This is a genomic window from Lentzea rhizosphaerae (assembly GCF_042649515.1).
Lineage (GTDB): Bacteria > Actinomycetota > Actinomycetes > Mycobacteriales > Pseudonocardiaceae > Lentzea > Lentzea aerocolonigenes.
This window is the reverse complement of sequence record NZ_JBHRZI010000046.1, coordinates 202,217-221,941: the sequence shown is the minus strand read 5'-3', so window position 1 is coordinate 221,941 and position 19,725 is coordinate 202,217. Positions and strand designations below refer to the sequence as shown.

16 protein-coding genes and 1 tRNA gene are annotated in these 19,725 nt (G+C 68.7%); 6 read left to right on the top strand and 11 right to left on the bottom strand.

Annotation, left to right across the window (positions count from 1 at the left end; genetic code table 11):
• Nucleotides 1-26: 26 nt before the first annotated feature.
• Nucleotides 27-1,316, bottom strand: a complete 1,290-nt coding sequence (locus ACFOWZ_RS42860; RefSeq protein WP_382379721.1) for a DivIVA domain-containing protein — start codon at nucleotides 1,314-1,316, stop codon at nucleotides 27-29.
• Nucleotides 1,317-1,416: 100 nt separating this feature from the next.
• Between ACFOWZ_RS42860 and ACFOWZ_RS42855 the strand changes: the two genes are divergently transcribed.
• Complete coding sequence (locus ACFOWZ_RS42855; RefSeq protein WP_382379720.1) at nucleotides 1,417-3,030, top strand: fatty acyl-AMP ligase; 1,614 nt, start codon at nucleotides 1,417-1,419, stop codon at nucleotides 3,028-3,030.
• A gap of 63 nt (nucleotides 3,031-3,093) precedes the next feature.
• Here the strand turns inward: ACFOWZ_RS42855 and pth are convergent, their stop codons facing one another.
• The 8 genes from pth to ACFOWZ_RS42815 form a co-directional block, all read right to left on the bottom strand.
• Entirely contained in the window at nucleotides 3,094-3,657 is a 564-nt protein-coding gene (gene pth / locus ACFOWZ_RS42850; protein WP_382379719.1) for an aminoacyl-tRNA hydrolase, read from the bottom strand.
• Nucleotides 3,647-4,153 carry a DivIVA domain-containing protein gene (locus ACFOWZ_RS42845; RefSeq protein ID WP_382379718.1) on the bottom strand — a complete coding sequence of 169 codons (507 nt, stop codon included), beginning with the start codon at nucleotides 4,151-4,153 and terminating at the stop codon, nucleotides 3,647-3,649. The genes pth and ACFOWZ_RS42845 overlap by 11 nt, the downstream gene beginning before the upstream one ends.
• A 62-nt stretch (nucleotides 4,154-4,215) precedes the next feature.
• Nucleotides 4,216-4,818 (bottom strand): 50S ribosomal protein L25/general stress protein Ctc, encoded by a 603-nt coding sequence (locus ACFOWZ_RS42840; RefSeq protein ID WP_382379717.1) that lies wholly within the window; start codon nucleotides 4,816-4,818, stop codon nucleotides 4,216-4,218.
• Between the two features lie 487 nt (nucleotides 4,819-5,305).
• Nucleotides 5,306-6,277 (bottom strand): ribose-phosphate diphosphokinase, encoded by a 972-nt coding sequence (locus ACFOWZ_RS42835; RefSeq protein WP_030467616.1) that lies wholly within the window; start codon nucleotides 6,275-6,277, stop codon nucleotides 5,306-5,308.
• A 14-nt stretch (nucleotides 6,278-6,291) separates the two neighbouring features.
• On the bottom strand, nucleotides 6,292-7,761 hold the full coding sequence (gene glmU / locus ACFOWZ_RS42830; protein WP_382379716.1) for a bifunctional UDP-N-acetylglucosamine diphosphorylase/glucosamine-1-phosphate N-acetyltransferase GlmU: 1,470 nt from the start codon (nucleotides 7,759-7,761) through the stop codon (nucleotides 6,292-6,294).
• 47 nt (nucleotides 7,762-7,808) lie between these two features.
• Nucleotides 7,809-9,497, bottom strand: a complete 1,689-nt coding sequence (locus tag ACFOWZ_RS42825) for a GGDEF domain-containing protein (RefSeq protein WP_382379715.1) — start codon at nucleotides 9,495-9,497, stop codon at nucleotides 7,809-7,811.
• 22 nt (nucleotides 9,498-9,519) lie between these two features.
• Nucleotides 9,520-9,590, bottom strand: a tRNA-Gln gene (locus ACFOWZ_RS42820).
• Nucleotides 9,591-9,678: 88 nt separating this feature from the next.
• Nucleotides 9,679-10,818 (bottom strand): alpha/beta hydrolase family protein, encoded by a 1,140-nt coding sequence (locus ACFOWZ_RS42815; RefSeq protein WP_382379714.1) that lies wholly within the window; start codon nucleotides 10,816-10,818, stop codon nucleotides 9,679-9,681.
• A gap of 184 nt (nucleotides 10,819-11,002) precedes the next feature.
• Between ACFOWZ_RS42815 and ACFOWZ_RS42810 the strand changes: the two genes are divergently transcribed.
• From ACFOWZ_RS42810 to ACFOWZ_RS42795, 4 genes are read left to right on the top strand one after another with little or no spacing between them, the layout of a single operon-like run.
• On the top strand, nucleotides 11,003-11,944 hold the full coding sequence (locus tag ACFOWZ_RS42810; protein ID WP_382379713.1) for an acyl-CoA desaturase: 942 nt from the start codon (nucleotides 11,003-11,005) through the stop codon (nucleotides 11,942-11,944).
• 33 nt (nucleotides 11,945-11,977) lie between these two features.
• Complete coding sequence (locus tag ACFOWZ_RS42805; RefSeq protein WP_382379775.1) at nucleotides 11,978-12,577, top strand: TetR family transcriptional regulator; 600 nt, start codon at nucleotides 11,978-11,980, stop codon at nucleotides 12,575-12,577.
• 43 nt (nucleotides 12,578-12,620) lie between these two features.
• Complete coding sequence (locus tag ACFOWZ_RS42800) at nucleotides 12,621-13,025, top strand: SRPBCC family protein (protein WP_382379712.1); 405 nt, start codon at nucleotides 12,621-12,623, stop codon at nucleotides 13,023-13,025.
• Entirely contained in the window at nucleotides 13,022-13,450 is a 429-nt protein-coding gene (locus ACFOWZ_RS42795; protein WP_382379711.1) for a MarR family winged helix-turn-helix transcriptional regulator, read from the top strand. Before ACFOWZ_RS42800 ends, ACFOWZ_RS42795 begins: the two co-directional genes overlap by 4 nt.
• Before the next feature lie 676 nt (nucleotides 13,451-14,126).
• On the opposite strand, the gene ACFOWZ_RS42790 is transcribed toward ACFOWZ_RS42795, so the two are convergent.
• A complete protein-coding gene (locus tag ACFOWZ_RS42790; RefSeq protein WP_382379710.1) occupies nucleotides 14,127-15,233 on the bottom strand; it encodes a PQQ-dependent sugar dehydrogenase in 1,107 nt (368 codons plus the stop codon).
• A 269-nt stretch (nucleotides 15,234-15,502) separates the two neighbouring features.
• A complete protein-coding gene (locus tag ACFOWZ_RS42785; RefSeq protein WP_382379774.1) occupies nucleotides 15,503-16,021 on the bottom strand; it encodes a DUF4291 domain-containing protein in 519 nt (172 codons plus the stop codon).
• A gap of 141 nt (nucleotides 16,022-16,162) precedes the next feature.
• Between ACFOWZ_RS42785 and mfd the strand changes: the two genes are divergently transcribed.
• Nucleotides 16,163-19,717 (top strand): transcription-repair coupling factor, encoded by a 3,555-nt coding sequence (mfd, locus tag ACFOWZ_RS42780; RefSeq protein ID WP_382379709.1) that lies wholly within the window; start codon nucleotides 16,163-16,165, stop codon nucleotides 19,715-19,717.
• The last annotated feature ends 8 nt before the right edge of the window (nucleotides 19,718-19,725 follow it).

Below are 19,725 nucleotides of genomic sequence, written 5' to 3'. Positions count from 1 at the left end.
GGTGAACAAATGCGCCGTTCATCGAGTTATTTGCCCCGGCGGCGCAGTTCGTTGGCGAGCTGGGGCAGCAGTTCGTCGATGAACGACGTGTCGTAACCCTGGCCGGAGAGCAGGGCGTAGCTGAAGCGCGCCTTCATGACCTCTTCCGAGGTGGCGCCCAGCATGCCGTCGAGCGCGACGCCGATCTCCTCCAGCATCCGGTCGACCTGCGCGGTGCGGTAGCCGCGCTGGCCGGCCGCTGCCTGCGGGATGCGCAGCTGGCGCAGGTCCTTCCACGACTTGACCGTCGGCATGCTGCGCACCGGTCCGGAGAGCTGCTGCTCGATCTGGCCGAGGAACGCGTCCACCTCGGTCTCGTCGTAACCGCGCCGTCCGATGAGCGGACGGGAGAACCTGACGTCGCGGATGTCCTTGCCGGTGAGGTTGTCCTGGCCGAGCAGCGTCGCCTCGATGCGGTCGAGGAACGCGTCCACCTGGGACTCCTGGTAGCCGCGGCGGCCGCGGGGAGGACGGTGGAACGCGACGTTGCGGATGTCCGCGGCGGTCAGCTTCGGTGACTCGACGGACCTCGGGGTCGCGGGCTGCTGCACCGGCGGCTGCTGCTGGGGGCGTGGCGGCGGCTGTGGACGGCGCTGCTGGGGCCGTTGCTGTTGCTGCGGCAGCTGCGTCGTCGGCGGCGCCTGGCGCGGCGGTGGTGCGGTTTCGAACATCAGCACGACGAGGTCGAGGAACGTGTCGACGTCTTCTTCGTCGTAGCCGAACGTGCCGGGCGCGGTCTCGCCGAACACCGCGTCCTGGATCTGCTGGGCGGTCAGGTTGTCCTTGCCGCGCAGCGTGTTCTCGATGCGGTCGAGGAACGCGTCGATCTGGCCTTCGTGGTAGCCGCGGGTCCCCGGTCTGGGCTTGTGGAAGCGCACGGCGGCGACGTCGTCGGGCGACAGCCGCACCGCGGGTCTCAGCGCCTGCGACGTGGCGTGCGCGCCCTGGGCGGGCGCCGTGGCCTGCTGACGTTGCGGAGTGGACCGCAGCGTGTCGGCCACGAGCTCCATGAAGACGTTGACCTCGTTCACGTCGTAGCCAGGATCACGGGTCGCCGTGCTGAACTTGACGTTGAGCACGTCCTCGCGCGTGAGGATGTCCCTGCTGCGCATGGTTGCCTCGACACGGTCGAGAAATGCGTCCACCTCAGCCGCGTCGTACCCGCGTTGTCCCCTCGGGGGACGGTGGAACGCGACCACGGCCACGTCCTGCGCGGAGAGCAGAGGTGCCGGATGCGCGGGCAGACGATGCTGCGCTCCGGGGCCGCCCCGATCCACCAATGACCTCCTCCTGCGTACCTGTACTGGGGAGTATCGCGTTTCGCGTGGCATAACGTTTCGTCCTGATGGACCAAAGGCCGCCACTACGATCGCGAACATGAGTCAGTTCGTGGATGTGATGCTGGCGACGGCCGCCAACGGCCGGGACAGGGGCATGACGACGGGGGAACCCGCCGCACCCGTCCGCCGGACCTGGGCCGAGGTGCACGAACGCGCCCGGCGGATGGCCGGTGCGCTCGACGTGGCGCCGGGTACCGCGATCGCAGTGCTCGCCGCCGAACCAGCCGTGATCGCCCCAGCCGTGCAGGCCGCGTGGCTGTGCGGCGGCAGCGTCACGATGTTGCATCAACCCACACCACGCACCGACCTGGCCGAGTGGGCCGAGGACACGCTGCGGGTGCTCGCCATGATCGACTCTCGTCTGGTCCTGCTCGGCAGCCCCTTCGACGCGTTGGCTCCCGTGCTGGACCAGCACGGAATCCCCTATCGCAAGCTGTCCGAGCTCGACGCGGAGCCGATCGCTCACCCTGTTCCCACCCCCGAGGATGCCACGGCACTGCTGCAGTTGACGAGTGGATCGACGGCCGATCCGAAAGCCGTTCGCATCACCCACCGCAACCTGATGGCGAACGCCGAAGGAATGCGGATCGCGGCCGCGCTGGATCCGTCCTCTGACGTGATGGTTTCCTGGCTGCCCTTGTTCCACGACATGGGGATGGTGGGCTTCCTCACCGTTCCGATGCTGTTCGGCCTGGAATTGGTGAAGGTCACCCCGGTCGACTTCCTGTCGCGCCCGACGCTGTGGGCGGACCTGATCACCCGGTACCGCGGGACGATCACCGCCGCGCCGAACTTCGCCTACGCGATCGTGGCCCGGCGCCTGGCCTCCTCTTCGGACACTTTCGATCTTTCCTCGATGCGGCTGGCGCTGAACGGGGCCGAGCCGATCGACCCGGCAGCGGTGGAGGCCTTCGTGTCCGCCGGAGCACGGTTCGGGCTGCGTCCCGAGTCGATCCTGGCGGCGTACGGGATGGCCGAGACCACCCTGGGTGTGGCTTTCGCGCCCCTGTTCACGGGTCTGTCCGTGGACGTCGTGGACGCGGACGCCGTGGAGGCCGATCGACGTGCCGTGCCTTCTGCCGAGGGACGTGCGTTCCCGTTGCTGGGGCCGCCGTTGCCCGGCCTGGAGCTGCGGGTGGTCTCGGACTCCGGTGCCGTGCTGGGCGTCAGGGACGTCGGTGAGCTCCAGATCCGCGGTGAGGCCGTGACGCCCGGCTACCTGACTGTTTCCGGTCCTCTGGCCACTCAGGACGCTGAGGGGTGGCTGTCCACAGGCGACATCGGGTACCTGGTGGAGGACGGGCAGGTCGTCGTCTGCGGGCGGCGCAAGGACGTCATCATCATGGGCGGCAGGAACATCTATCCGACCGATGTGGAGCGTGCCGCCTGCTCGGTGGACGGCGTGCGGGCGGGCAACGCCGTGGCCGTGCGGTTGGACGCGGGGACGCAGCGCGAGCGGTTCGCCGTGGTGCTGGAGTCGAAGCTGGCCGGAGACTCCGAGGCGGAGAAGTCACTGGTGAAGGAAGTGACCGCGCGGGTGGTGGACGCCGTTGGGCTGCGGCCGTTCGCGGTGGTGGTGCAGCCGCCGGGGACGTTGCCGAAGACGCCGTCCGGGAAGCTGCGGCGGTCGGCGGCGGCAGGGCTGGTCTAGTCGAGACGTCGGCGCGGCTCCCTCGCGTTCGGTGGAGGAGCCGCGCTGGTCGGGCCGTCGGACCTAGTGGAAGGCGTTTTGCGCGGCTTCCAGGCCCTTGGTCACGAGGGCCTCGGTCGCGTCCGCCGCCCTGTCGATCTCCAGGGCGAGCTGCTTGCGCTCCACCGTCGAGAAGTCCTTCAGGACGTAGTCCGCGGGGTCCTGGCGGCCCGGCGGACGGTCCACGCCGAAGCGGACGCGGTGGTAGTCCTTGGTGCCCAGGGACTTCGTGATGGAGCGGAGTCCGTTGTGGCCGTTGTCGCCGCCGCCGAGCTTCATGCGGATGGCGGCGAACGGGAGGTCCAGCTCGTCGTGGATCACGACGATGGTGGTGGGCTTGAAGAACTTCACGGCGCTCGCCACCGGGCCGCCGGAGAGGTTCATGAAGCTGCGGGGCTTGGCCAGGACCACTCGGTGGCCGCTCAGGCGGCCCTCGACGATCTCGGCGCCGGACTTGTGGGCCTTGAACTTGCCGCTCATGCGGGCGGCCAGTTCGTCGAGGACCAGGAAGCCGATGTTGTGGCGGTTGCCCTCGTACTTGGGGCCCGGGTTGCCCAGGCCGACGATCAGGGCGAGGTCATCGTCCACGGAACCGCAACTCCTGCTCGAGGTCGTCCAGCAACGCGTCCACGGCCTGCACCTGGTATCCCTTGCCCAGCAGGCCGGACGTGGTGCTGAACCGGGTGTTGCGGACCTCGGTGGAGGTCATCGCACCCCGGCCGTCCAGGTTGGCCGCGGCGCGGGCGATGAAGGCGTCGACTTCGGCCCGATCGTATCCGGTGCCGGCCTTCGGCAGCTTGCGCGCGTGCAGGTCCTCGCCGGTGTTCAGACCGGTGGGCAGGATGATGCCGTTGCGGACCTGGAGCTCCAGGACGTGCAGGACGCCGTCGACGCTCAACGGGTCGTAGCCGTTCGGGACCGTGGCGAACCTGACGGTGCGCACGTGGTCCGGGTTCAGGCGGATGCGACCGGCCAGGGCGTCGGCGATGATCAGCAGGAACTCGTTGACCTGGTCCGGGTCGTAGCCCTGCTTCTTGCGACGGAACGTCTTGGAGCGGATCTCGTTCGGACGCAGGTACTGCAACGGCGCGCCGCCCCCCTCGTGAGGAGGTGGCGCGCCGTCTGTCCGGCCCGACGTGATGGGGCTCAGCTTTCCTCGGTGGCCTCAGCCGGAGCGGCCTCGTCGCCACCCTCGAGCTGCGCCGCGGACGGCGCCTCGTTCACGGCGACGATCAGAGCCTCGGCATCGGTGGCCAGGGTGACACCCGACGGCAGCGACAGGTCGCCGGCGTGGATCTGGGTGCCGGCCTCCTTGCCCTCGATCGAGACCTCGACCTGCTCGGGGATGTGCAGGGCCTCGGCCTCCACGGTGATCGTGGTGGCGTCCTGCGTCACGAGCGTGCCCGACTGGGCCTCACCGGTCACGACGACCGGGATGTCGACGGTGACCTTCTCGCCCCGCTGGACGAGGAGGAGGTCGACGTGCTCGATGTAGTTCTTGATGGGGTGCGTGGTCACGGTCTTCGTGAGCGCCAGCTCGCTCCCGCCGTCGAGGGCGAGGGTGAGGACGGCGTTCTGACCGTGCTCGCGGACGACACGGGCGAACTCGAGCGCCGGCAGGGCCAGGTGCTTCGGGTCGGAACCGTGGCCGTAGAGCACCGCGGGGATCTTGCCGGCGCGACGGGTACGGCGGGCTGCGCCCTTGCCGAATTCGGTGCGCTGCTCAGCGGCGAGACGGACCTCGGACACGGTGGGGTACTCCTTACAGATCTGGCCTTGTACGTCGGGGCGGTGCACAAGTTTTCAGGCGGTTTCAGCGTTGGGTGGTGGCCTGCGGCGGCGAGCAACACGCGGATAGAGGTCAACACGCGCGGCATCAAGCCACCGCGTCGATCACGCCGGACCGTGGAAGGTCCGCCCTCGCCGAGGCAACCCGACCAGTGTAGGTGAGCCTTCGGCTGGTTGCTAATCGGGGGTCTGCTGAGTGCACGCGGGGAGCTTTCGTTCGCTCTGACCGCACGGAGGCGCCCCGCGTGCGCACGCGGCAGAAGGGGGCGGGGCGCGGTGGGTGAGCAGTACGCGGGGAGCTTTCGTACTGCAGGAGCGCACGCGGGGGCCCCGCGTGCAGGCAGGAAACGCGTGCGGCGGCCATGCTGGCAAAGGGAACGCGGGGGCCCCGCGTTCCCCATGAGGAAACGAAAGGCCCCCGCGTTCCGTCGGAAAGCTGAGCTGAGCGTCAGGCGTTGCCGTCGAACAGTGAGGTGACGGAGCCGTCCTCGAACACTTCCTGGATCACTCGGGCCAGAAGCGGTGCGATGGAGAGGACCGTCATCTGGGGGAAGCGCTTCTCCGCCGGGATGGGGAGCGTGTCGGTGAACACGACCTCGCGGGCGCCGGAGTCCTGCAGGCGCTGGGTGGCCGGGCCCGAGAGGATGCCGTGCGTGGCGGCGATCACCACGTCGGCGGCGCCTTCGTTGAGGAGCTGCTTCACGGCGCCTGCGATGGTGCCGCCGGTGTCGACCATGTCGTCGATGACGATGCAGAGGCGGCCCTCGACCTTGCCGACGACCCTGTTGGAGACGACCTCGTTGGGGCGGAGGGGGTCACGGGTCTTGTGGATGAAGGCGATGGGGGCGCCGCCCAGGGTGTCTGCCCACTTCTCTGCCAGCTTGGTGCGGCCGGAGTCGGGAGAGACGACGGTGATGTCGTGGCCCGCGTACTTGCCGCGGATGTGGTCTGCCAGGAGGGGCATGGCCCACAGGTGGTCGACCGGGCCGTCGAAGAAGCCCTGGATCTGGGCCGTGTGCAGGTCGACCGAGACGAGGCGGTCGGCGCCTGCGGTCTTGAAGAGGTCTGCCACCAGGCGGGCCGAGATCGGTTCGCGGCCGCGGTGCTTCTTGTCCTGGCGGCTGTAGGGGTAGAACGGCATGATCACGGTGATGCGCTTGGCCGAGGCTCGCTTCAGAGCGTCGACCATGATCAGCTGTTCCATCAGCCACTGGTTGATGGGGGCGGTGTGTGACTGGATGACGAAGGCGTCACAGCCTCGGACGGATTCCTCGAAGCGGACGAAGATCTCGCCGTTGGCGAAGTCGTAGGCCTGCTGCGGGGTCACCGTGACGTTGAGGTGCTTGGCGACCTCTTCCGTCAGCTCCGGGTAGGCACGCCCGCCGAAGAGCATCAGGTTCTTCTTCGGTGTGCCGGGCATCTGCGGGTTCACGGTCAGCGACCCTCCTCTGTCTCGTTCGCATTCTGCTGCGCGAGGGCGGCTGCCGCTGCCTGAGCCGCGGCGGTTCCTTCACGGCGGCTGAGGACCCAGCCTTCGAGGTTGCGCTGTGGGCCGCCGGACACCGCCAGTGCGCCGGGCGGGACGTTGCGGCGCAGGACGGTGCCCGCGCCGGTGTACGCGCCGTCGCCGACGGTCACCGGGGCCACGAACATGTTGTCCGAGCCGGTGCGGCAGTGGGAACCGACGATCGTGCGGTGCTTGTTGACGCCGTCGTAGTTGACGGTCACCGAGGCCGCGCCGATGTTGCTGTGGTCGCCGATCGTGGCGTCGCCGATGTAGGAGAGGTGGGGGATCTTCGAACCCTCGCCGATCGTCGAGTTCTTGGTCTCGACGAACGTGCCGATCTTGCCCTTCACACCCAGGGAGGTGCCGGGGCGCAGGTAGGCGAACGGGCCGACGGTGGCGTTGTCGCCGATCACCGAGTCGCTGCCGTGGGTGCGGACGACCGAGGCGCCTTCACCGACGGTCACGCCGGACAGGGTCGTGTCCGGGCCGACGGTCGCACGAGCGCCGACGACGGTGCCCGCGCGGAGCTGCACGTTCGGCTCGATCAGGGCGTCCTGGCCGATCTGCACGTCGGCGTCCACCCAGACCGAGGCCGGGTCGACGACCGTCACGCCGGAGCGCATGTGGCCCTCGACGAGGCGGCGGTTCATCTCGGCGCCGACCGCGGCCAGCTGCACGCGGTCGTTGATGCCCTCGACGAGCCACGGGTCGGCCGCGATCAGCGCGCCGACGCGGAGGCCGTCGCCGCGGGCGATGCCCAGGACGTCGGTGAGGTAGAGCTCGCCCTGCGCGTTGTCGGTGGACAACCGCGACAGGCCGTCGCGCAGCACCGCCGCGTCGAACGCGTAGACGCCCGAGTTGATCTCGGTGATCAGCTGCTCGGTGGCGGAGGCGTCCTTCTGCTCGACGATCCGCTGCACGGAACCGTCGGAGTCACGCACGATCCGGCCGTACCCGGTGGGGTTCTCCACCACGGCCGTCAGCACGGTGACCGCGTTGCCCGCGGAGGCGTGCTCCGCCAGCAGGGCCTGGAAGGTCTGGGTGTCGAGCAGCGGCACGTCGCCGTAGCTCACGATCACCGTGCCGCCCAGGTCGTGGGGCAGCTCGGCCAGGCCGCACGAGACCGCGTGGCCCGTGCCCTTCTGCTCGGACTGCACCGCGACGGTGACCTTGCGGCCCAGCGTCTCAGCCAGTGACTCGAGATGCCCGGTGACTGCTTCGCGGCCGTGACCGACGACGACGGCCAGGTGGTCGGGGTCTGTGCCGGCCGCCGCGCGCACCGCGTGTTCGACGAGTGAACGTCCGGCGATCCGGTGCAGCACCTTGGGCGTGGACGACCGCATGCGGGTGCCTTCCCCGGCGGCGAGCACGACCGTGCTGACAGGGCCCTCGAGCATCAATGCTCTCCCTAACAGGCTGGGTGGTTCGAAGTCCGCGGACCAGCCTAAGCCTCCGCGGAGGGCTCCCCCGCCACGGCCGCGACCTGGCAGCCACCTTGACGCTTCGCCACGTACATCGCGGAGTCGGCCCGCGACAGGGCCTGGTTCGCGGATTCGCGGGGGCGCAGGGAGATGACGCCGACCGACAGCGTCACCCCTCGGGAGAGGTCGATTGGCAAGCCTGCCACCGCATCCACGGCCCGGCCGAGTGCGGCTTCCGCGGCGTGCAGAGGGGCTCCCGGCAGCAGGACGACGAACTCGTCACCGCCGTAGCGGGCCACCATGTCGTCACCCCGCAGGGCCTGGCGGAGTGTGCTGGCAATCACCCGAAGAACATCATCACCCTCGGCATGTGAATGCCGGTCGTTGACGCCCTTGAACCCGTCGAGGTCGACGAGTGCGATCGAGAACGGATCGACCTGACCGGCGATGAGCTCGGCCATCTTGTCGTCGAGAGCGCGGCGGTTCGGCAGGCCGGTCAACGGGTCCTGCAACGCCTGCTGTGCGATCGCGCCGTGCGCGCGCGTCAGCCGTTCGTGCTCACGGCGCGTCTGCAACGTGGCCACGCGGGACTCGCGCATCTGCCACAGCTCCAGCTCCAGCGCCGAGTTGTACGCCTGCAACGCCGACGTCGTGTGCGGGCCGCACAGGTGCGCGTACTCGCGCTCCAGCGACAGCAACAGCGACGGCTCCGACGTGTCGTGCTCCATCTGCGTGCGCGTGTCGTCGAGCACCTTGAGCGCGTCGTCCAGCCGGTTCGCCTCGACCAGGCACCTGGCCAGCGCGATCGCGACGATGATCAGCTCTCGCGCGTACATCGACAGGCCGCGCAACGACCACAGCCGGTCGAGGTGGTCCTGGCTGGGGTTCGTCAACGCGTGGGCCGCACCGAGGATCGGCACCTGCTCGGCGGCGTCCATGTCGCGCCTGCCGGGGTGCAGCGACTGCCGGAACGGCACCTCGGCGGCCTCGGCGAGCCCGGACGCCACCCGGAACTGCTCGTGCGCGGCGTCGTGCAGGTTCACCCGTTCGAGCCGCAGACCCCACCCGATCCGCAGCCGGGCCCTGTTCACGAGGTGCACGTAGATCTGGTGCGGCTGGCCGCTCTCGCGCAACGCGTTGTTCGCGCCCGCCAGCACGTCGTCCGCCATCTCGTAGACGCCGAGCTGGGTCAGCACCAGCGCGATGTCCTGCAACGTCGTGGCGAGCAGCTGGTCCCAGATCCGCTTGTCGAAGACCGGGTCGGTCTCCGGTTCCTCGTCGAGCATCATGGCGAGCGCCGCCGCGATCTCGGTCAGCGCCTTGTCCTCGGCGTTGCCCAGGAGGAACCGGCGTCCGCGCAACGCCCGCGCGTCCGCCTCCAGCACGATCAGGCCGTGGCGGCGGCAGTGGCTGAGCATCTCGTCGAGCTGCGGGTCGGACATGTCGACCAGCCCCGGAGTCACCAGCCGGACCACGGCCGCGGCTCTGAGCAGCTGCGCGACGATGCGGGGCTCACCACGGCCCTGTGCCTCGGCGAGGATGTGGTCGATCTCGGAAGCCGCGTCCAGCTGTGCGGCGAGGTGGCTGCTCTGGGCCACGGCGACAAGCTCGCTCGCGCGGCCCACCAGCCACGCGTCGGACATCTCGTGGTGGCGGTGGCCCACGTTGCCCTGCTCGTCGACCGTTTCCTCGGGCAGCTTCGCACCTCCCAAAGACCACTTGCCCAGTGCCCTGCTCCGCCACCAGGATTCGAACCTGGACCATCGGAACCAAAATCCGAGGTGCTGCCTTTACACCATGGCGGAACGGACGCGCTCGCGCGCGTCCTGCGCACATGTTGTCACGAGACGTCCTCCTCTTGTCCAACCACCACTCATCCGGCTCAGTTCAAGATCACGGCTTGGCGCCGATTGACCTGGTCAGGAAGTCCGCGAGCGCGTCCCGGTACGTGTCGGTCGCCACATTCCACCCCGACGTGTGGTCCGCGCCGGGGATCTCGACGTACTGCAGCGGCCACCCGAGACCCTTCGCCGCGGTCGCGAGGTCGCGCGACGACTGGGCCGGCACGGTGCCGTCCACGGTGCCGTGGAAGAGCAGCGTCGGGGGCTTGAGCGCGGGCGGGTTGCGGACCAGGTCGAACCGGCCGAAGTCGATGTCGGCGCGCCAGCCGGACACCAGCTCTGCTATCGGCGTGAGCCACGTCGGCACGCCCCGGTTCTCCGCCTGGAGGTTCAGCGTCTGCGTCCAGTTGGTGACGGGGGAGTCGAGCACGACACCGCTGACGGCGGCCGCGACGCCCGACCGCGCCAGGGTCTGACCGACGATCGCGCCGCCCATCGACCAGCCGTAGAGCACGACCTTGCGGGCGCCCTGCGACTGCGCGTACTTGATCGCGGCCTCGACGTCGCGCCACTCGGTGTCGCCGAGGTGGTACAGACCGTCGGGCGACTTGGGCGCGCCGGCGTCGTTCCGGTAGGTGATCAGCAGAACGGGCAGTCCCGCACTGTGGAGCTGAGGAACCACGCGCAGGGCCTCTTCGCGCGACGCGCCCCGCCCGTGCACGGTGACGACCCAGGTGTCCTGGCCGGCCGCCGGCACGAGCCACGCGGGCATCTCGCCGAGCTCGGAAGGCACCCGGACCTCGCTGTAGACCAGGCCCAGCGTGGTCTTGGGGTTGCCCTCGTAGACGTCGGTCTCGATGCGGACCTTGGTGCCCTCCGGCGGTGCGGTGCCGTCCAGCAGCGGTCGTTCGACGCGACCGTCCTTCGTGGCGGCGATGTCGCCGACCTTCGCGGCGCCCCCGGGCCAGACGATGCCGAACGTGCCGCGTTGCAGGGTCAGCTTGGACTCGGCGAGCACGACGTTCTTGTCGTCCACGCCGAGGGAGGTCTCCGGGTAGCGCTGCGGCACTTCCTCCGGTTCGAGCAGCTCGCCGCTGTAGTACCAGCCGATGCCGCCCAGAGCCGCGGTGACCAGCACGAGCAGGACGAGCAACGAGGTCACGGAGATCCGGATGATCTTGCGTCTGGCCATCTCCTGATGATGCCTGTCCGAGGTCTCGATTCCAGGCGACACAGCGCGGTGATCTCGAGAACTCTCCGCGAGTTTCCACGCGGGTCTGGCGAAGTAGGCAGCCCTAACCTACGCTTCCGTAAGTTACGGTTGCGTAGGTACGTCATCCCCCAATACGTCCCTCGACTCCCCAAGAGGAATCCGTATGACCTCGACGATGGACCGGTCCACCGACCAGGGCCCCAAGCCGTTGATCGACGGGCAACGCGGACATGCCGAACAGCTCGGCGTCTACGTGTTCGTCATCGTTCCCTTCCTCGCGTTGCTGGCCGCCGTCCCCTTCGCGTGGGGCTGGGGTCTCGGCTGGGTCGACGTGGCCCTGTTCGTCGCCTTCTACTACGTCGCCGGCCTCGGCGTGACGATCGGCTACCACCGGTACTTCACGCACGGCTCGTTCAAGGCCAAGCGCCCGCTGAAGATCGCGCTGGCGATCGCGGGCTCGATGGCGTTGCAGGGCCCGGTCATCGACTGGGTGGCAGACCACCGGCGCCACCACGCGTTCTCGGACCGCGAGGGCGACCCGCACTCGCCGTGGCTGTTCGGCACCGGCCCGGCCGCGCTGGCGAAGGGCTTCTGGCACGCCCACACGGGGTGGCTCTTCGACCGCGACAAGACCAACCACAAGCGGTTCGCGCCCGACCTCATGGCCGACGAGGACCTGGTCAGGATCGACAAGCTCTTCTGGCTGTGGACCGTGATCTCACTGCTCGCGCCGGCCGTTCTCGGTGGCCTCATCACGTGGTCGCTCTGGGGTGGCGTCACGGCGTTCTTCTGGGCAGGCCTGGTCCGCGTCGCGTTCCTGCACCACGTCACGTGGTCGGTGAACTCGATCTGCCACATGGTCGGCGACCGCCCGTTCGCCGCGCGCGACCGTTCCGCCAACGTCTGGGCGCTGGCGATCCTGTCGTTCGGCGAGTCGTGGCACAACCTGCACCACGCCGACCCGACCTCCGCGCGGCACGGCGTGAAGCGCGGGCAGATCGACATCTCGGCCCGGCTGATCTGGATGTTCGAGAAGTTCGGCTGGGCGTGGAACGTCCGCTGGCCGAGTGAACAGCGGCTGGCCAGGATCAGCGTGAAGAATTGACGTGCGTAGGCTGACTCGGTGACCAGGGTCAGGATGACGGGCAAGGAACGCCGAGAGCAGCTCCTGGACGTCTCCCGCGCCCTGTTCGCCGAGAAGGGCTTCGAGGCCACCTCGATCGAGGAGATCGCCCACCGCGCGAGCGTGTCGAAGCCCGTCGTCTACGAGCACTTCGGCGGCAAGGAAGGCATCTACGCCGTCGTCGTGGACCGCGAGATGCAGCGCCTGATGGACCAGATCGTCACGGCTCTGGACGGCGGCTCGCACCCGCGTGAACTGCTCGAACAGGCCGCCTGCGCGCTGCTCGACTACATCGACGACTCGACGGACGGGTTCCGCATCCTGGTGCGCGACTCGCCCGTCGCGTCGTCTTCGGGCACGTTCTCCTCTTTGCTGAACGACATCGCGTCGCAGGTCGAGCACATCCTGGGCCTGCACTTCGCCAAGCAGGGCTACGACCGCAAGCTCGCCGCGCTGTACGCGCAGGCCCTGGTCGGGATGGTCGCGCTGACCGGGCAGTGGTGGCTCGAGGTGCGCAAGCCGAAGAAGGACGAGGTCGCGGCGCACCTGGTGAACCTGGCCTGGAACGGCCTCTCGGCGATGGAGCACAAGCCCAAGCTGCGCAGCCGTTCGTGAGCTGCCTGTTGTCCTTTAGTAAGCGCGCATATAGTATGCGCGCATGGCAACTTTTTCCTTTGAGCACAGCGTCGAAGGTCCGGCGAGCGTGGAAACGGTGTGGGAGCTCTGGAGCGACGTCTCCAGGTGGACGGAGTGGGACGAGAGCCTGGAGTCCGTGACGCTGTCCGGGCCGTTCGCCGAGGGGTCGGGCGGCACGATGGTGATCAAGGGCCAGGGGCCGATCTCGTTCACCCTGACCTCGGTGGAGCCGAACGCCTGCTTCGTCGACGAGACGTCCGTGCCCGGTGCGTTGCTGCGCTTCACGCACCGGGTCGAGCGCGTTGGTGACGGCGTCCGCGTCACGCACTCGGTGGTGATCGAGGGGCCGGCCGCGGAGTTCCTCGGCCCCGTCGTGACGGCCGACTTGCCGGACGCGGTGGAGGCGCTGGTGAAATTGGCGTCGTGACGCGCTTCTCCGGCCCCGACGAGTCTCCGGGCTTCCTCCTGTGGCGGGTGACGCTGGCGTGGCAGCGGGCCATGCGGGCGGCGCTGGCCCCGCACGACCTGACCCACGTGCAGTTCGTGCTGCTCGCGTCGTTGTGGTGGCTGGAGAACCACAGCGGCGCGCCCTCGCAGCAACGCCTGGCCGAGCACGCGGGCACCGATCCGATGATGACCTCGCAGGTGCTGCGCAAGCTGGCCGACCGTTCGTTGGTGTCGCGTTCGGTGGATCCGGCGGACTCGCGGGCGCGGTTGCTGTCGTTGACCTCCGGCGGCAAAGCGCTGGTGGCGAAGGCCATGAAGGACGTCGAGGACGCGGATCAGGCCTACTTCGCCGGACTCGGGGGCGAGCGACGGGAGTTTCTGCGGAGCCTCACGCGGCTCCTCTGAGCCTGTGGTGCGGCGTCGGTAGAACTGCCTTCAGCGATGCCTCGGCGCAGCTCGATCTGCGGATGCAGGGCCTTCGCGATGTCGGGGAGATCTTCGGGTTCGGCACGGTCGACGTACCGCTTCTCCGTCAGATAGCGGAAGAACGGCCTGGCAACTGCACCAAGTCCGGCGAGAACAGCGCCGCTCGACATCAGGATGCTCGCGAACTCCGGTCCCATCGACATCCGTGATCACCTTCCGCCTCGACGGTCGAGGGGCGAAAGGCGTGCCTCAGCTCGACCAGTTGATTCACTGGGCCGAACTAAGGTCACCTCGGCAAACCTTGTGCATCCGTTGTCAGCAGATGTGAAGGCAAGCTGATCTTAGTCTTATGAGTATCAGGGTTTGCGTCGCCAGCGCCTGAGGGGCTTCTCAGTCTCCATCCGAACAAGTCGTTGTGCTTTAACCCGACCCGGGTATCGGCGATTGCCGCTCGTCGACCCCGAAACTCAAGCCTCAGCTCCCGCCTGCGGCGGGCGACCTGAGCGGTTGAGCCGACAGCAGAATATCAGCTCAGCCGGTCCTGGCGCCCTGTTGTACTCAGGCGCTGTTATAGGGGTAACGTATACATGCGGATCAGCGGATTTGGCGGGCCGTGCAATTCCTGATCCCGGTGAATAATCCGAGTGAAAAAGGCTCACGCGACTCTTGTGAGCCGCAGCAGCTTGTCGTCCGTCCCGTTCGACGTCGTGATGTACAGCGACCCGTCCGGCGCGGTGCGGGCTGCACGGAGACGCCCGTACTTGTCGTCGAGCTCGTTCGGAATGCTGACGTTCTGCACCTTCCCGGCCTCGTCGAGCGTGAAGAGCAGCAGCTTCGAGCCCTTGAGCGCGGTGACCGCCAGCTTGCCGTTCCAGAACGCCGCCTGGCAGATCGCCTCGGTCGGCGAGCCGGACGACCACACGGCCGGGACCGCGTCCGGGAACCGTTGCAGGTCGGTCATCGGCACGTCCTCGTCGTACCTGTTCTGCGTGCCGCCCTTGGACGGGTCCCACCCGTAGTTGGCGCCCGCCTTGAGCAGGTTGACCTCGTCGTCGACGTCCGGGCCGTGCTCGCTCGAGAAGATCTGCTCGGTGCCGGGCCGGAACACCACGCCCTGCACGTTGCGGTGGCCGTAGGTGTAGATCCGGCGTTCGTTGGCGTTGGCTGAGGTGGCGAACGGGTTGCCGGCGGCGCCCTCGCCGGTCTCCGGGTCGATGCGCAGCACCTTGCCGCCGAGGCTGGTGCGGTCCTGCGGGTTGCGGGGCTGCGCGATGTCGCCGGTGGCCACGAACATCGTCCCGTCCGGCGCGAGGGTCGGGCGGCAGCCGGAGTGGCGTCCGCTCGGGTTCGACGGCATGCCGGTGACCAGGTCCTTCGTCTTGGTCGCCTTGGTGCCGTCGAGGCGGAACGTCACCAACCGGACGTCCTTGGCGGTGTTGTAGCAGAGGGTGAAGCGCTGGTTGTCCGGGTGGATCACGAGCCCCATCAGGCCGCCCTCACCGCGCACCTGCACGTCGCCGAGGTCGATGTCGACCGGGGTGGCCTTGCCGTTCTTCACGAGTTTCACGCGCCCCGGCCGTTCGGTGACGAGCATCGACCCGTCCGGTAGGAAGCCGATGTCCCAGGCGTGCTGGAACCCTCCCGCGACCTCCTCGATCTTGAGACCGGTGGGTGCGGGGGCCGTCGACGGCGCGTTGCCGCCTGGTTCGGGCGAGGAGCAGGCCGCGACCACCAGCACCAGACCAGCAACGAGTGCGCGCATGTCCTAACTATGCGTTTGGCGTCGTGGAGGTTCCGTGAGTTCGGCCGTCGCCGAACCTCCACTACCGAGGCTGAACCGTCAGAATGTCACCACGATCAGTGGAGCCCCCGGTGCCGCGTTTGGCGCGAAAAGCACGTCCGGGCCATCTATCGGCCCGAACGTGCTTTTCGCGCCGAACAACAGGGGGCGACACGCCGAGACGAACCTGACCGTTCAACCTCGGTAGCGTCGGCCTGGGTCCTGGGCAGGTCGCCAATGTCCCTGGGCAGCTACGGCTCCGAAACGGCATAAGGACGCTCAACGGGCAGCAGTGCGCGCGCCGCGTCGTCATCACCGGCACGCACCGCCGCATGCACCTCGCGCGCAAGAGGCGTCACGTCGGTGATGCTGACCGTCCACTCGTTGACGTACTTCTGCACGGCCTCGCGCGTCAGGCCGATCTGGATGGACCGGTGCTGGAACGCCTCGTGCCGCAGACCGCGTTCGGGATCCCACTGCACACGCACCGCGGGCTTGCCCTTGATGCTGCTCTCGACCGCGTTGGAGACCGCCCAATCGAACCCCGCACGGGTGATTCGCACGGCCAGCACGCGTTCCTGGCCTTCCTTCCGGGCGTAGCCGCAGCGGTACATCATCCAGAGGAACGACGGCTTGATCCACGTCATCCGTTCCATCTTGAACGGCGGCACGAACCGTTGGGCGGCTACGGCCGGATCGGCGATGTGCGGCGAATAGGCCTGGTAAACCACGATGGACTGATCGTCGTAGTCAGCCCTGATCTCTCTCATGGACACGTGCACAGGGTGACTGCTCGAACCCCGCTGGAGCCACCCGATAAGGGGTCGCGGAACGAGCTAAGGTGGGAAGTGAGACCCCTCGTCCCAGGCAGGGGTCTGTCTGGCGTCTCCCACTCGACCGGGGTTTCTCACATGCCGCTGCTCGGCCTGCTCGATGGTGTCCTGCCCGACAAAGCCCTCCGCACGTTGATCGACTCCGCCGGTGTCCCCGAGCTGGAGCTGGACGGTCCGCTGGCCGCCCGCCCGCTCGTGGTCGCCGCGCTGTCCACCGCGAGGCCGGTCCTGGCCGTCACGGCCACGGGCAGGGAAGCCGAAGAGCTGACCAACGTGGTCAAGGACCTGATCGGCGCGGACAAGGTCGCGTTCTTCCCCAGCTGGGAGACGCTGCCGCACGAACGGCTGAGCCCGCGCGCGGACACCGTCGGTGCGCGACTGCAGGTGCTCCGCCGGCTCAAGCACCCCGAGGGCAACCCGATCCGGGTCCTCGTCACGACGGTCCGCAGCCTCATCCAGCCGATGGCGCCCGGCCTGGGCGATCTCCGGCCCGTGCACCTCAAGGTCGACGAGGAGCAGGACTTCGCCGAGCTCGTCACGCGGCTCGCCGAGAACGCCTACACGCGCGTCGACATGGTCGAGAAGCGCGGTGAGTACGCCACGCGCGGTGGCATCCTCGACATCTTCCCGCCGACCGCCGAGCACCCGTTCCGCGTCGAGTTCTGGGGCGACGAGGTCAGCGAGATCCGGCCGTTCTCCGTGCAGGACCAGCGGTCGCTGCCGGAGCAGATCACCGAGTTCGTCGCGCCACCGTGCCGCGAGCTGCTGCTGACCGACGACGTGAAGCAGCGCGCGCAGGACCTCGCGGAAGAGCACCAGTCGGACGCGCACCTCGCGGAGATGCTGGAGAAGATCTCCGGCGGCATCGCGGTCGAGGGCATGGAGGCGCTGATCCCCGCGCTGTGCCCCGGTGAGCTGCAGCTGCTCACCGACGTGGTCGAGCCGGGCACGCACGTGCTGCTCAACGACCCCGAGAAGATCCGGGCGCGTGCGGCCGACCTCGTGCGGACCGGCCAGGAGTTCCTCGAGGCCTCCTGGATGGCGGCCGCGGCGGGTGGCAAGGCGCCGATCGACCTCGGGCGCAGCGCGTACCAGAGCATCGGTGAGATCGCGGACCACGCCAAGGCGGGCGACCGTCCGTGGTGGACGCTCAGCCAGCTGACGACCGACGCGCCGGACGTGGTGCACCTCGACGTCAAGCCGGTCGAGGCGTACCAGGGCGACGTCGAGCGGGCGTTCGCGGACCTCAAGGCGCACACCGCTACGGGTGGTGCCGCCGTGCTCGTCGTGCCCGGTGCCGGTACCGCGCAACGGGCCGTGGAGCGGATGCTGGAGGCCGAGATCACGGCCGTCCACGTCGAATCCCTCGACGCCGCACCGAAAGCCGGTGCCGTCACGGTCGTGCGCGGTGCGCTCGAGGACGGCTTCGTGCTGCCCGACCTCGCGCTCGTGGTGCTCACCGAGACCGACCTGACCGGCGGTCGCGGTGGAACGTCCACGAAGGACATGCGCAAGATGCCGTCCAAGCGGCGCAACGCGGTGGACCCGCTGGCGCTCAAGGCCGGCGACTTCGTGGTGCACGAGCAGCACGGCATCGGCAAGTACGTCGAGATGGTCCAGCGCACGGTCGCCGGGGCCACCCGCGAGTACCTGGTGCTGGAGTACGCGAGCAGCAAACGCGGTCAGCCCGGCGACCGGCTGTTCGTCCCGACCGACCAGCTCGACGAGGTCAGCAGGTACGTCGGTGGCGAGCTGCCCACGCTGAACAAGCTGGGCGGCAGCGACTGGAAGAACACGAAGTCCAAGGCGCGCAAGGCGGTCAAGCAGATCGCGGCCGAGCTCGTACAGCTCTACGCGGCACGGCAGAGCGCCCCAGGCCACGCGTTCGCGAGCGACACGCCGTGGCAGCGCGAGCTGGAGGACGCGTTCGCGTTCACCGAGACGCAGGACCAGATGGCCGCGATCGACGAGGTCAAGGCCGACATGGAACGCGGCGTCCCGATGGACCGCGTCATCTGCGGTGACGTCGGCTACGGCAAGACGGAGATCGCGGTCCGCGCGGCGTTCAAGGCCGTGCAGGACGGCAAGCAGGTCGCCGTGCTCGTGCCGACGACGCTGCTCGCCCAGCAGCACCTCAACACGTTCTCCGAGCGCATGCGGCAGTTCCCGGTGAACATCAAGGGACTCAGCCGGTTCACCGACGCGCAGGAGTCGGAGCAGACCATCGCGGGTCTGGCCGACGGTGAGGTCGACATCGTGATCGGCACGCACCGGCTGCTGCAGAAGACCGTGCGGTACAAGGACCTCGGCCTCGTGATCGTCGACGAGGAGCAGCGGTTCGGTGTGGAGCACAAGGAGCACATCAAGGCCCTGCGGACCCACGTCGACGTGCTGACGATGTCCGCGACGCCGATCCCGCGCACCCTGGAGATGTCGCTCGCGGGCATCCGTGAGATGTCGACGATCCTGACCCCGCCGGAGGAACGGCATCCGATCCTCACCTACGTCGGCGCGTACGACGACAAGCAGGTCGGCGCCGCGATCCGCCGCGAGCTGCTGCGCGACGGCCAGGTGTTCTACGTGCACAACCGGGTCTCGACGATCGAGAAAGCCGCGAAGCGCATCCGCGAGCTGGTGCCGGAGGCCCGCGTGGTCACCGGGCACGGCCAGATGAACGAGGACAAGCTCGAACACCTCATCCAGGGGTTCTGGGAACGCGAGTACGACGTGCTCGTCTGCACCACGATCGTCGAGACCGGCCTCGACATCTCCAACGCCAACACGTTGATCGTCGAGCGCGGCGACCTGCTCGGCCTGGCCCAGCTGCACCAGCTGCGCGGACGAGTGGGCCGCGGTCGCGAACGGGGCTACGCGTACTTCCTGTACCCGGCTGAGACCCCGCTGACCGAGACCGCGCACGACCGGCTCGCCACGATCGCGCAGAACACCGAGCTCGGCGCCGGCATGGCCGTCGCGATGAAGGACCTGGAGATCCGCGGCGCCGGCAACATCCTCGGCGCCGAGCAGTCCGGTCACATCGCGGGCGTCGGCTTCGACCTGTACGTGCGGCTCGTCGGCGAGGCCGTCGAGGCGTTCCGCAAGCACGCGGGCGCCGACGGCGGTGTCGAGGAGGAGGAGCTCGCCGAGGTCCGGGTCGACCTCCCCGTCGACGCGCACATCCCGCACGACTACGTGCCCGGCGAACGGCTCCGGCTGGAGGCCTACCGCAAGATCGCGGCCGCCGCGGACGAGCCGGCGCTCAAGGCCGTGTGGGACGAGCTCAAGGACCGCTACGGCACGCCGCCGGAGCCCGTCGAGCGCCTGCTCGGCGTGGCCAGGCTGCGGCACACCTGCCGCCGCCACGGCGTCACGGAGGTGATCGCGATGGGCCAGAACGTGCGGTTCGCGAAGCTGGAGCTGCTCGACTCGCAGCTGGTCAGGCTGCGCAGGCTCTTCCCGAAGGCCGTCTACAAGCAGGCCGTCGGGACCGTCACCGTGCCTAGGCCGACTGAAGGAGCGGCAGGCGGCCGGATGGGTGCACCGCAGCTTCGTGACCAGGAGCTGCTGGACTGGTGCGGTGCGTTCCTCGACTCACTCGCGGGGACTCCCGTGACCCCGGTCACCACGGCGTGAGAAGGTAG

Bases quoted from the DNA above. Each gene is read 5' to 3' on its own strand.
- ACFOWZ_RS42855 (WP_382379720.1), top strand. From the start codon at position 1,417: ATGAGTCAGTTCGTGGATGTGATGCTGGCGACGGCCGCCAACGGCCGG.
- ACFOWZ_RS42835 (WP_030467616.1), bottom strand. From the start codon at position 6,277: ATGCCCGGCACACCGAAGAAGAACCTGATGCTCTTCGGCGGGCGTGCC.
- glmU (WP_382379716.1), bottom strand. From the start codon at position 7,761: ATGCTCGAGGGCCCTGTCAGCACGGTCGTGCTCGCCGCCGGGGAAGGC.
- ACFOWZ_RS42815 (WP_382379714.1), bottom strand. From the start codon at position 10,818: ATGGCCAGACGCAAGATCATCCGGATCTCCGTGACCTCGTTGCTCGTC.
- ACFOWZ_RS42810 (WP_382379713.1), top strand. From the start codon at position 11,003: ATGACCTCGACGATGGACCGGTCCACCGACCAGGGCCCCAAGCCGTTG.
- ACFOWZ_RS42805 (WP_382379775.1), top strand. From the start codon at position 11,978: ATGACGGGCAAGGAACGCCGAGAGCAGCTCCTGGACGTCTCCCGCGCC.
- ACFOWZ_RS42800 (WP_382379712.1), top strand. From the start codon at position 12,621: ATGGCAACTTTTTCCTTTGAGCACAGCGTCGAAGGTCCGGCGAGCGTG.
- ACFOWZ_RS42790 (WP_382379710.1), bottom strand. From the start codon at position 15,233: ATGCGCGCACTCGTTGCTGGTCTGGTGCTGGTGGTCGCGGCCTGCTCC.
- ACFOWZ_RS42785 (WP_382379774.1), bottom strand. From the start codon at position 16,021: ATGAGAGAGATCAGGGCTGACTACGACGATCAGTCCATCGTGGTTTAC.
- mfd (WP_382379709.1), top strand. From the start codon at position 16,163: ATGCCGCTGCTCGGCCTGCTCGATGGTGTCCTGCCCGACAAAGCCCTC.